Here is an 11,245-nt window from a genome sequence, read left to right as displayed (position 1 = left end):
CATTGACCAGTTCGTGCGCCTGGATCGGGTACGGCAAGCGCCAGCGCAGCCCCGGATCGGTGCTCTCCTTGTAGCGTCCGAACTGGAGAACGACGCCCCTTTGCGACGCGTCCACGATGTAGAAACCGCTCGCCAGCCAGACGACGACGACCAGCACCAGCAGCAGGCCGATGCCGCCGCCAAGAAAACGCATGTTGAACTGGAAGGGAGGACGGTCGCCGCCGCGGTCACCACCCTGATCGCCACCACCGTCCGCACGCTTCCGGTCGAAAATTCCCGACAGTCGGCGATTGAGATCGCGCCACAACTGTTCCAGGTCGGGTGGCCCCTGGCTGGGGCGTCGGCCACCGCCGCCATCGTTGCCGCGATTGCCCCACTGCGGGTCATTGAGCGACATAAATACTCCAAGGCTAAAAATCATGGGGAACCATCTGCGTCAAGAATCCCGTCGCCGTGCTGCGAAGGGGCGAGGCCCGCTGCCCGCTCGCGCCGCTCGCGCGAGTCCCGAAGCTTCGTCCGGGCCAACTCGGCGAGCGCCTCGCGCAGCAGCGGCAGACCTTCACCGGAACGGGCGCTGACGCGAACGCGCGAGATTCTACCATATTCGTCCCGCTCGACCGCCGGCGGCAGGCCGGTGAGATCGAGCTTGTTGAGCACCGTCAGTTGCGGCACGTCGGCGGCACCGATCTCTGCCAGCACCTTGTTCACATCGGCGATCTGCTCGTCGCGGGCCGGACTCGCCGAATCGACGACGTGCAGCAGGACGTCCGCTGCGGCCGTCGCTTCGAGCGTGGCGTGGAAGGCGGCGACCAGCGAGTGCGGCAGATCACGGATGAAACCCACCGTATCGGAGAGCACGATGTGGCCGGCCTCGGGCAGCCAGAGCTTGCGCGTCGTCGTGTCCAGCGTGGCAAACAGTTGATCGGCGGCAAATACCCCGGCATGGGTGAGGGCATTGAACAGCGTCGACTTGCCGGCGTTGGTGTAGCCGACCAGGGAGACGTTCAGCAGCTCGCCACGTCCGCGCGCCTTGCGCTGCACGCCGCGCTGGCGCTCGAGTCTGACCAGGCGTTCCTTGAGCAGCCGGACTCGAATACCGAGCAGTCGACGGTCCGTTTCGAGCTGGGTTTCCCCCGGGCCACGCAGACCGATACCGCCCTTCTGCCGTTCCAGGTGAGTCCAGCCGCGCACCAGGCGAGTGGCAAGATGCTCGAGTTGTGCGAGTTCGACCTGCAACTTGCCCTCGGAGCTCTGTGCGCGCTGCGCGAAGATGTCCAGGATCAGGCTGGTCCGGTCGATGACGCGACAATGTAGCGCACGTTCCAGGTTGCGCTCCTGTCCGGCGGTCAGATCGTGATTGAAGATGACGAGATCGGCCTCGTGCGCGGCGACCTCGGCCGAAATCTCCTCCACCTTGCCTTTGCCGGCATAGGTCGCTGCATCCGGGCTGTGCCGACGCCCCTGTACCACCGCGCAGACCTCGGCGCCCGCCGATCGCGTGAGCAGACGAACTTCTTCCAGTTGATCGGCGAGGTCCGCACTGCCGAAATCGAGCTGCACGATGACCGCCCGTTCTGCCGAGGCGGCGCCTTCAGCCATGCCGATGAACCAGGGGAAACTGTCGCAAGACGGTACCGTCGGACGAGGGAAAACGCCTGCCGCGCAGTGCGCCTGGCGTGCACTGCCTCACGCGTCGCTGTCGCTGTCCTGCTGAATGGTGATCGGACGGGACGGAACGACCGTCGAAATCGCGTGCTTGTAGACCATCTGCGTAACCGAGTTCTTGAGCAGGACGACGTACTGGTCGAAGGAGTCGATCTGGCCCTGCAGCTTGATGCCGTTCACCAGATAGATCGACACCGGCACGCGCTCGCGCCGCAAAGTGTTGAGAAACGGGTCTTGTAGTAGTTGCCCTTTGTTGGTCATCCTGCAAACTCCATCTTTGATTATGTTCTGGGGACACGAGGATAATTGATTTTGCTGCCGTTTGCCACATCAAGCTTGCAAAATCCCGCGGTCAGTGGCGGCATCACGAGAAAATTCTCGATCGCAGGCTGCATGCGTCGAGGGACTTCCTCGTCCTGCGCCGCCTTGCCCACCCGCAGCGCTCGCCGCCAAATGCGATAATCGCTGTCCACCCGCTGCCCCGCATCGATCATGTTTCGGCTTACCCTCGCGAACCGCTTCGAATTCCTGCTCGACCAACTGCTCGAGCAACTCGCAGGCGAAAGCTGCGCACCCTTCGCCGCGCAGCAGGTGATCGTTCCGAGCACGGCGGTGCGGCGCCGCATCGAGCTCGCCTGCGCCGACCGCTACGGGATCTGCGCAAATGTCGACTTTTCCTTTCTTGGGCAATGGCTATGGGCGCAAATCGGGCAGCTCATCGAAATTAGCGAGCGCTCGCCCTTTTCGCCGAGCGTGCTGGCGTGGCGCCTGTTCGAGATTTTAGGCGACCACGACTTTATCGGCGAACAGCCGCGCCTGGTCCGCTACCTGCGCGATGCCGACCCGCTGATGCGCCTCGATCTGGCAGAGCGCAGCGCTCGGTTGCTCGAACACTACATCACGTACCGACCGCAATGGCTGACTGCCTGGACCGAGGGCAGACGCGCCGACATCGCCGGCCGCGATGCCGGCACCGCAGCAGACGAGGACTGGCAAGCCGCCGTCTGGCGACGCGTCACGCGTGATCTCGGCATCGGGCGCGAGCACCCGGCGACGGCGTTTCTGCGGAAGATCGAGACGCACGCGGAGCGCGCGCCACGGCTGGCCGGTCTGCCGGCAAGCGCCAGCGTATTCTGCCTGCCGGCGCTGCCGCCGCTCTATCTCGACATCCTGCGCCAGCTCTCGCGCTGGATCGATATTCGCGTCTATGCCCTCAACCCCTGCCAGGAGTACTGGTTCGAAATCGTCGACCGCAGGCGGCTCGGCTATCTGGCAGCGCGCCGGCGCGACGCGCATCACGAGGTCGGCAATGCCTTGCTCGCCGCCTGGGGAAAGCAGACGCAGGCGCACATCGAACTGCTGTTCTCGGACAGCGGCGAGGCCATCGAAGAGGACAGCAGCTTTGCGCCGGCGGACGGCAACACGCTGCTGGCCGAGGTCCAGAACGCCATCCTCGAATTGCGCGAAGTCGAACCGGGCAGCGTCGATCTGGCGGCGGACGATCGCAGCATCGAAGTGCATGTCTGCCATTCGCTGACACGCGAACTCGAAGTGCTGCACGACCAGCTGCTGTCCCAGTTCGCCGCCGCCGCGCCGCCGACTGCCGATCAGATCCTGGTCCTGCTGCCCGACCTGCAGGCCGCCGCGCCTCTGATCGATGCGGTGTTCGGAACCGCCCCCGCCGACCGCCGCATTCCCTACGCCATCTCCGGTCTGCCGCAGACCCGGGTCAATCCGCTCGCGCGCGTGCTGGACAGCCTGTTCCGACTGTGTGCCAGCCGCTTCCCGGCCAGCGCCGTCTTCGCGCTGCTGCAACAACCGCCGGTCGCCACAAAGTTCGGCTTGCGCCCCGACGACCTCGACCTGATCCGCGACTGGATTCGAACTGCCGGCATCCGCTGGGGACTCGACGCGGGCGAACATGGCCGCCGAAACCTCCCGCCCAATGATCGCCACAGCTTCGCCGACGGCCTGCATCGCCTGTTCCTCGCCTACGCGCTCGGCGACGAACCGACTGCGCGCGACAGCGTCGTCGCCGGACGCATCGCCGCTGGCAATCCGGAAGGTGGCGAGGCCACCGTCCTCGGTCGCTTCTGGCGCTTCCTGCGAGCGCTGGAGGAGTTGCGCGAGGACTGGTCGCATGCGCGCAACGCCAGCGCCTGGCAGCTATCCATTCACGACGCGCTGGCACGCTTCACCGAAACCAGCGACGATCTCGTCGACGAGGCGCGCACCCTGCGCGCGGCAATCGACGAACTGCACGGCAACATGCGGCAGGGAAAAGTGCACGTGCCGCTGCCGCTGAGCGTGGTGCACAGCGCGCTGACCACCCTGCTCGACGACCCCGGGCGAGGGGGAGCACCCGCGGGCGGCGTCACTTTTTCCTCGCTCCCCAGCCTGCGTTCGCTGCCCTATCGGACGATCTGCCTGCTCGGCATGAACGACGGCGCGTTTCCGAGCGCCGATCGACCGAGCGAATTCGACCTGATGGCCTTGCGGCCACAGCGTGGCGATCGCCAGCGTCGCCTCGACGAGCGCAATCTGTTCCTCGACCTCGTGCTGGCGGCGAGGCAGCGCCTGTACCTGAGCTACAGCGGCCGCAGCATCCGCGACAACAGCCCGCTGCCACCGTCAGTCCTCCTCGCCGAACTGCTCGACTACCTGGCGGCCGCCTGCGCGACCGCCCCGGACGACCCGGCCAGCATCGCCGTCGCCAGACAGCGGCTGACCGTCGAACATCCCCTGCAACCTTTCTCGGCTGAATACTTTCTGGCCGGCAGCGATGTTCGCCGGCGCAGCTTTCATGCCGAGTACTGCCGCGCACTGCAGCATGGCCTCACCGCCAGTGCAGCGACGAGCGGCGACGTGCTGCGCGAGACCGAGGAAAGCGGCGACGAAGCAATGCGCGAAGCCAGTCTCCCCTTCTTCACCCGCCCGCTCGCCCCGCCGGCCGCCGAGTGGCGTCAGGTGAGCATCGATCAGTTGCTGCAGTTTTTCCGCAACCCCTGCCGCGTACTGCTGCGCCGGCGGCTCAATCTGGCGCTCAGCGTCGCCGACGAAGAACTGCTCGACGACGAGCCTTTCCTCGCCGACTATCGCGGCCGCCGGGCGTTCGCGCAACGCATCCTGCCGCTGCTGCTCGCCGGCCGGCCGCAAGCACAGGTCCGGGAGCTGGCACTGGCCGGCAACGAGTATCCGGCCGGCCGGCTCGGCGAACGCCTGATCGACGAGGAGCTGGCTCGGCTACAGGGATTTGCCGACGAGCTCGCACCGCAACTCGCAATCCCGCCGCTGCCGCCGGTGCACGCCGCTTTCGACTGCCCGCTCGCCGGCGAGCCATGGCAACTCGTCGGCGTGCTTGGCGACCTGCGTCCGACCGGTCTGCTGCGCTATCGCTACGACGAAGTGCGCGCAGCCGATCGACTCGCCGGCTGGATCAGCCATCTCGTCCTTTGCGCCGCAGCGCCGCCGGCGGTCCGTCTGGAGACCTACTGGCACGCGCGTGACGGTGGCTTCCGTCTGCGACCCTGCGAAGCGGCCGCGGCCCGCACCCACCTTGCCGCGCTGGTCGCCCTCTACCGTCGCGGCCTGTCACAGCCGCTGCACTTTTTCCCGAGAAGCGCCTGGGCGTACGTCGAGCACGGAGGCAAGCTGACCGCCGCCCGCCAGCACTGGCACAACCAGCATAACCCGGCCCGGGGGGAGGAAGCCGATCCGGCATTCCAGCTTGCCCTGCGTGGCGTCGACGACCCGCTCGACGCGGAGTTCGAGCACTGCGCGCGAACCGTCTTCGGACCCCTGCTGGAGCATCTCGAAGCCTTACCAAACTGACCGTGCCGACCGCGCCGATGGCACCGGCGAAAGATCTTCCGAGAGTGGCGACGACCGCCGTCAATCGGTCACTTCGCCACGAACTCGGTCAGCTCGGTCTGAGTCTTCCGGTAGATTCCGCCCTTTTTCCCGCCGTACATGACATAGGTCGACTTCACCACGTTGTTGACGCTCGGCGCGTACCAGTAGCTCTCCTCGATCCGGCCGGAATTGACCCATGCCTTCTGCAGTTCGGACATTCGCTGCCAGGCTCCTTCGCATTCAACGCGGAAAGCGTCGAACGTACCCGCCGGTACAGTCACCTTGTCCATGGCCTTGACCTCGCATTCTGCCGAGTTCACCCCGTCTCCGTCACGCCAGGGGCGATTGTCGTAACTGCTCTTGTTGCCAACCCGCATCGGAAAAGTCAGTTGCCCATCGCACATTTCTGCCTCGCCTTCACGCAGGCGCTGGCACGCGGCGAGCGATCGCCCGAAATAGACGGTCCTTGCCGCGGCTTCGCCGGCGGGTCTGCGGAAGACAAGGCGGTCCCCCCGTATCTCGACCAGTTCTTCCGCGAAATGCGAGAGCTCGACGCCAGTCAACACGTCCGTGATTCGGTACTTCCATACCTCGCCTACCTTTGGTGCCGGCAGTTCGGCCACCGCGGGCAGCTGTGCCCGAACCACGAGCGGTGCGAAAGCAGCGAGCAAGAAACCGCCCAAGAATTTGCTGGATTTGCCCATCATCACAATCCTTTCGAGCAGAAAATCCGTTAGCACAGCCAGGGAAAGCCCTTCGATTTCGCTCTGCAGCCCCGCCAACTCTTCTCGCCGGCGAGAAGCCGGCTGGCGGCGATCACGGGTCGCCGGAATCGCTTGCTGGCGCCGCCAGCAGTCGGGATCGATGCCGCGAGATACGAAAACCTTCAGGCCCTGCCGCCATTTCTGGCATGATGCCTTTCCCGATGCCAGATTCAATGCGGCTGCCCAATGGATGCTACTCGCCACGCCCCGCTCCCGCAACGCTCGCATCCATTCGCACGCATTATCCCGTCAGACTGGCCGCCTGTGGCCTCCCAGCGCGCGTCGCGCCGAGTCGTCTGCCACCAGCAATGAGCGCGGTCACCCCGGCAGAATCGATCGAGCTCGATGTCTTCGCCTGCCCGTTAGACGGTCTGCGCCTGATCGAGGCTTCGGCGGGAACCGGCAAGACGTGGAACATCTGCGGGCTCTACCTGCGGCTGCTGCTGGAACTGAACCTCGAAGTCCAGCAGATCCTCGTCGTCACCTTCACCAACGCGGCGACCGCCGAGCTGCGCGAGCGCCTGCGCAGCCGGATCGTCGAGGTTTTGACGCATCTGCGGCACCGTAAAGTCGTCAGCGACCCCTTTGTCACGCGCCTGGTCGCGACGATGGAAGCCAATGCCGGCGTCGATCGCCGCTGCATCGTTGCTCGCCTCGACGCTGCGCTGCATGCCTTCGACGAAGCCGCGGTGTTCACCATTCACGGTTTCTGCCAGCGCGCGCTGTCCGACACCCCATTTGCCGCAGGGTTGCCGTTCTCCCTCGAACTGCTGCACGATGACCAGTCGCTGCGCCTGGAGGCGGTCAGCGACTTCTGGCGGCGGCGCGTGGCGGGCGGGGAGATCTCGCCGGCACTCGCCGACTACCTGCTGCAACAGGGCGATTCGCCCGAGCACTGGGCCGAGATCCTCGGACGTCAGTTGGCGAAACCCTGCTCGCGACTGCGCTGGCCAGAGGAAATGGCGAGTGCAGCGGTGGAATCCGCGGTCGCCGATCGCGCAGCGGCGTTCGCACGCGCCCGCCAGCTCTGGGGGAGCGATGGCGCCGCACCGACCGCGACGCTGCTCGCTGGCATCGGCGCGCTCAACGCCATCACCTACCATGCCGACGCGGTGCACCTCGCCGCCGCCGCGTGGACCCGGTGGCTGGCCAGTGGCAATCCGTTTCCTGCCCCCGACGCCGCGGCCAGCAAGGCGCAGCTGTTTTCGTGCGAATTCATGGAGCACAGAAAGAAAAAGGGGCAGACGCCGCCGTCGCACCCCTTCTTCGACGCCGCCCGCGATCTGCTGGCAAGCCATGCCGCTGCCGAGCGCCGACTGCGCACCGAGCGCCTGTTCCTCCTGCGCCGCATGTTCGACGAAGCCGCGGCGGCGCTGCGCCAGCAGAAGCGTCAACAGCGCGTCATCTCGTTCGACGACATGCTGCACAACCTTGCTGCGGCGCTCGCCGCCAGCGACCTGCCGTGGCTTGCAGCTGCCCTGCGCAGCCGCTTTCCGGTTGCCCTGATCGACGAATTCCAGGACACCGACCCGCTGCAGTGGGCAATTTTCGAGCGCATCTACGGTGCCGCCGGCAGCTCGGCAGGCGGTCCGCTGTTTCTCGTCGGCGATCCCAAGCAGGCGATCTACAGCTTCCGCAACGCCGATCTGCACACCTATCTCACCGCTCGCCGCCAGGCCGACGCACCTTACACGCTGCGCCACAACCAGCGCTCGACGGCGGCTTTGATCGAGGCCTGCAATGCCCTGTTCACGATCAACGCGAACGCCTTCCTCCTCCCCGGTCTGCGCTACCAGACGGTGACCCGCGGCGACCGACCGCGCCCGCCATTCGCCGACCACAGCGATGGCGACCCGTCGGCGCTGCGCATCTGGCGCCTGCCGAAGCGGGACGGCGAGTATCTGCTGCGCGCGCAAGCGATCGGCGAGGCACTGCGTGCCACCGCCGGCGAGGTGGCGCGTCTGCTGCGCGATGCGCAGGCGGGCCGGGTGACGATCGGCGAGCGTCCGCTGGCGCCCGGTGACATCGCCATCCTGGTCAAGAGCCATGCGCACGGCCGGCTGACGCGCGAAGCGCTGCAGCAGGTCGGCGTTGGCTGCGTCGAGCTTTCGCAACAGAGCATTTTCCACTCCTCCGACGCCGAGGAACTCGAACGTGTGCTCGTAGCCATCGTCGAACCGGGCCGCCCGGCGCTGCTCTACGCGGCCCTGGCCACCGAGTTGCTTGGCCACGACGCCACCGCCATAGCCGCGCTGGCCGCCGACGAAGTGGCGCTGCTGCAGGTCCTGTCACGTTTCCATGCCTACCATGAAACGTGGCTGCGCCGTGGATTCGGCGTGATGTTCCGCAATTGGCTGGATGGCGAGTCGGTGGCTCGGCGCCTGCTCGCGCGCGGTGACGGCGAACGGCGAATGACCAACCTGCTGCATCTCGGCGAGCTGTTGCAGCAGGCCGCCGTCGAGCATCCCGCCCCGGACGCGCTGCTGCACTGGTTCACCGGCAGACGGCGAGAAGGTGGCACCGACGAGGTCGCCCAGTTGCGTCTCGAATCGGATCGCAAGCTGGTGCAGATCGTCACCATCCATCGCGCCAAGGGACTCGAATACGGAGTCGTGTTCTGTCCGCTGCTTTGGGACGGACGACCGTCGCCCGAGCGCAAGCTCGAGGGCAGCGAATACCATGACGACGATGGTCGGCCGGTGATCGACTTCCGGCCCGAAGTGGAAGCGGGCGAAGCGGCGGAAATCAAGGCGCGGCAGCAGCAGGAGAAGGACGCCGAGCAGATGCGCCTGCTCTACGTCGCGCTGACCAGAGCCGTGTACCGCTGCTACCTGGTGGCCGGCTGTTACGCCACTGCGAACTTCGGCCGGCGCTCGCTGACCCAGGGTACGCGCAGCCTGCTCAACTGGCTGGTTGCCGGCCGCAACCTCGGCTACTCCGAGTGGCGAGTTCACGATCTGCCGCCTGCCACCATCGAGAATGCCTGGCAGGCGCTCGCCGATGCGGCGGCTCCGCAGTTGTCCCTTGCCGATCTGCCCAGCGCAGCAGCCACCCCGCTCGCTCGCGACGCGCTGGCCGCCGACAGCCTCGCGGCGCTGGCTCCACCCGGCAGGCTGCCGCCCGGCTGGCAGCTCGCGAGCTTCAGCAGCCTGCAACACGGCGCCGGGCACGAAGCCGCGGCCTGCGATCACGACGGCCGCGGCGAACGCTCGCCGATGTCAGCGGCGCGCAGCGAAGACAGCGCAGGCGAACTGGCAGCCGACGACATCCTGCACTTTCCGCGCGGAGCGGCCGCCGGCGATTGTCTGCACGCGCTGTTCGAAGCAATCGACTTCACCGATCCGGACGGCTGGCCGGATGCGATCGCGCGCGTGCTCGCCGCCCACCCACAGGCACTGCCGGGTCTGCCGGCAACTGAAGCCGACAGGCGCCTGGCACGAATGCTGCGTCGCCTGCTCGACGACGTGCTGGCGACGACGCTGCCGGGCGGCATCGTCCTCGGCGCGCTGGGACGCCGGGGGCGGCTGGTGGAGCTCGGCTTCCACCTGTCCACCGGAGAAATCACTCCGAAAGTGCTCAACGGCTGGCTGCAGAAGCACGGTTACGCCATGCCGAGACTCGGCTTCCCGCCGCTGGCGGGGTACCTCAAGGGCTTCATCGACTTGGTCTTCTGTCACGCCGACCGCTACTACGTTCTCGACTGGAAGTCGAACCATCTCGGCTACACGTCTGCCGACTACGATTGCGCACCGATCGCGGCCGCGATGGCGGAGCACGGCTACCACCTGCAGTACCTGATCTACACGGTCGCCCTGCACCGCTACCTGCGCCGGCGCATCCCCGATTACGATTACGAGCGCGATTTCGGCGGCGTCCTCTACCTCTTCGTGCGCGGCGTCCGCCCCGCCTGGCGGATGGTGGCTGCCGACGGAGAATCGATCGCCTGCGGCATCTACCATCACCGGCCGAGCGCGGGCACCATCGCCTCGCTCGACGCGTTGCTGGCGGGAACCCGCGCCGCTGTCGCATGAACTCGCGCACCGCTTCCTCGGCGACCAGACCGGCCGCCACGAGCGCAGCCGATGACCTCGCCGAAGGGTTTGCGCGCCATGTCGTCGACTGGGCCAGACAGGCGGGAGCGCCCGCAGACAGTCTTGCCATCGTGGCGACGGCTGCGCGCAACGCCAGCCTGGCGACGCAGGACGGTCACGTCTGCACGCGCTTCGACGATCTCGCAGCAGCGCACGCCGATCACTCGCCGGGCGAAGTGCTTCGGCGCCTGCTCGCCAGCCACATGGTGGCGGTGGCAAGCGAGCCGCGCGCACTGCCGCTGCTCATCGATGACGACGGTCGCATCTACCTCTACCGTCATTTTGCCTGCGAGCTTCGCCTGGCGGCGAATCTCCGGCGGCGCTGCGCACCGCTCCCGGCCGCACCGGGCGAAGCGGCGCGGCAGCAGCTCGATCAGCTCTTCGCCGGAAATTCGCAGCGAGACGGCGCCCGTCCCGACTGGCAGAAGCTGGCGGTTGCGCTCGCCTGGCGCGGCCGGTTGACGATCATCAGCGGTGGTCCGGGAACCGGCAAGACCACCACCGTCGTCGCGCTGCTCGCGTGCCTGCTGACCGAGAACCCGCACTTGCGCATCGCGCTCGCTGCTCCCACCGGCAAGGCCGCGGCGCGCATGCTCGAAGCGCTGCGCCGGCGTGCCGCCAGCCTGCCGGCAGAGCTGCGGGCGCTGCTGCCGAACGAGTCGCACACGCTGCACCGCTTGCTCGGCGTCACCCCGGAAACCGGTCGCTTTCGGCACCATGCGGAAAACCCGTTGCCGATCGACGCGCTGATCGTCGACGAAGCGTCGATGCTCGATCTCGCGCTGGCTTGCCGGCTGTGCGAGGCGGTACCGCCCGCCGCCCGCCTGATCCTGCTGGGCGACAAGGACCAGCTCGCAGCCGTCGAAGCCGGCG

General features: G+C 67.0%; 8 protein-coding genes. 3 read left to right on the top strand and 5 right to left on the bottom strand.

All coding sequences use genetic code 11. From position 1 onward, the window contains the following. From NFV80_RS12390 to NFV80_RS12375, 4 genes are all read right to left on the bottom strand, one after another. Window positions 1-397: protease modulator HflK N-terminal domain-containing protein (locus NFV80_RS12390; RefSeq protein WP_296758843.1), on the bottom strand; the 397-nt coding region annotated here is incomplete at its 3' end. Between the two features lie 20 nt (window positions 398-417). Next, window positions 418-1,599 (bottom strand): GTPase HflX, encoded by a 1,182-nt coding sequence (gene hflX, locus NFV80_RS12385; RefSeq protein WP_295328095.1) that lies wholly within the window; start codon window positions 1,597-1,599, stop codon window positions 418-420. Between the two features lie 87 nt (window positions 1,600-1,686). Further along, window positions 1,687-1,926, bottom strand: coding sequence for an RNA chaperone Hfq (hfq, locus tag NFV80_RS12380; RefSeq protein ID WP_295328097.1), 240 nt, complete (start codon window positions 1,924-1,926; stop codon window positions 1,687-1,689). A 20-nt stretch (window positions 1,927-1,946) separates the two neighbouring features. Continuing rightward, window positions 1,947-2,159 carry a hypothetical protein gene (locus NFV80_RS12375; RefSeq protein WP_295328101.1) on the bottom strand — a complete coding sequence of 71 codons (213 nt, stop codon included), beginning with the start codon at window positions 2,157-2,159 and terminating at the stop codon, window positions 1,947-1,949. Here NFV80_RS12375 and recC point away from each other — a divergent pair. Next, on the top strand, window positions 2,158-5,496 hold the full coding sequence (gene recC, locus NFV80_RS12370) for an exodeoxyribonuclease V subunit gamma (protein WP_295328106.1): 3,339 nt from the start codon (window positions 2,158-2,160) through the stop codon (window positions 5,494-5,496). The genes NFV80_RS12375 and recC overlap by 2 nt on opposite strands. 68 nt (window positions 5,497-5,564) lie before the next feature. On the opposite strand, the gene NFV80_RS12365 is transcribed toward recC, so the two are convergent. Further along, a complete protein-coding gene (locus NFV80_RS12365; protein ID WP_295328115.1) occupies window positions 5,565-6,224 on the bottom strand; it encodes a hypothetical protein in 660 nt (219 codons plus the stop codon). A gap of 365 nt (window positions 6,225-6,589) precedes the next feature. Here NFV80_RS12365 and recB point away from each other — a divergent pair, with 365 nt between their 5' ends. Together recB and NFV80_RS12355 are read left to right on the top strand one after the other, a co-directional pair. Continuing rightward, on the top strand, window positions 6,590-10,312 hold the full coding sequence (recB, locus tag NFV80_RS12360; protein ID WP_296758838.1) for an exodeoxyribonuclease V subunit beta: 3,723 nt from the start codon (window positions 6,590-6,592) through the stop codon (window positions 10,310-10,312). Beyond that, a partial coding sequence (locus NFV80_RS12355) for an AAA family ATPase (RefSeq protein ID WP_295328119.1) occupies window positions 10,309-11,245 on the top strand: 937 nt, incomplete at its 3' end. The genes recB and NFV80_RS12355, both read left to right, overlap by 4 nt.

Source organism: Accumulibacter sp. (genome assembly GCF_023806565.1).
In the GTDB taxonomy this organism is placed as follows: domain Bacteria; phylum Pseudomonadota; class Gammaproteobacteria; order Burkholderiales; family Rhodocyclaceae; genus Accumulibacter.
Note: the sequence above shows the minus strand (reverse complement) of the source record. Positions and strands in the feature narration are given on the sequence as shown.

Excerpts from the sequence above, each read along its gene's own strand:
- NFV80_RS12365 (WP_295328115.1), bottom strand. The coding sequence starts at position 6,224 with ATGATGGGCAAATCCAGCAAATTCTTGGGCGGTTTCTTGCTCGCTGCT.
- hfq (WP_295328097.1), bottom strand. The coding sequence starts at position 1,926 with ATGACCAACAAAGGGCAACTACTACAAGACCCGTTTCTCAACACTTTG.
- hflX (WP_295328095.1), bottom strand. The coding sequence starts at position 1,599 with ATGGCTGAAGGCGCCGCCTCGGCAGAACGGGCGGTCATCGTGCAGCTC.
- recC (WP_295328106.1), top strand. The coding sequence starts at position 2,158 with ATGTTTCGGCTTACCCTCGCGAACCGCTTCGAATTCCTGCTCGACCAA.
- recB (WP_296758838.1), top strand. The coding sequence starts at position 6,590 with ATGAGCGCGGTCACCCCGGCAGAATCGATCGAGCTCGATGTCTTCGCC.
- NFV80_RS12375 (WP_295328101.1), bottom strand. The coding sequence starts at position 2,159 with ATGATCGATGCGGGGCAGCGGGTGGACAGCGATTATCGCATTTGGCGG.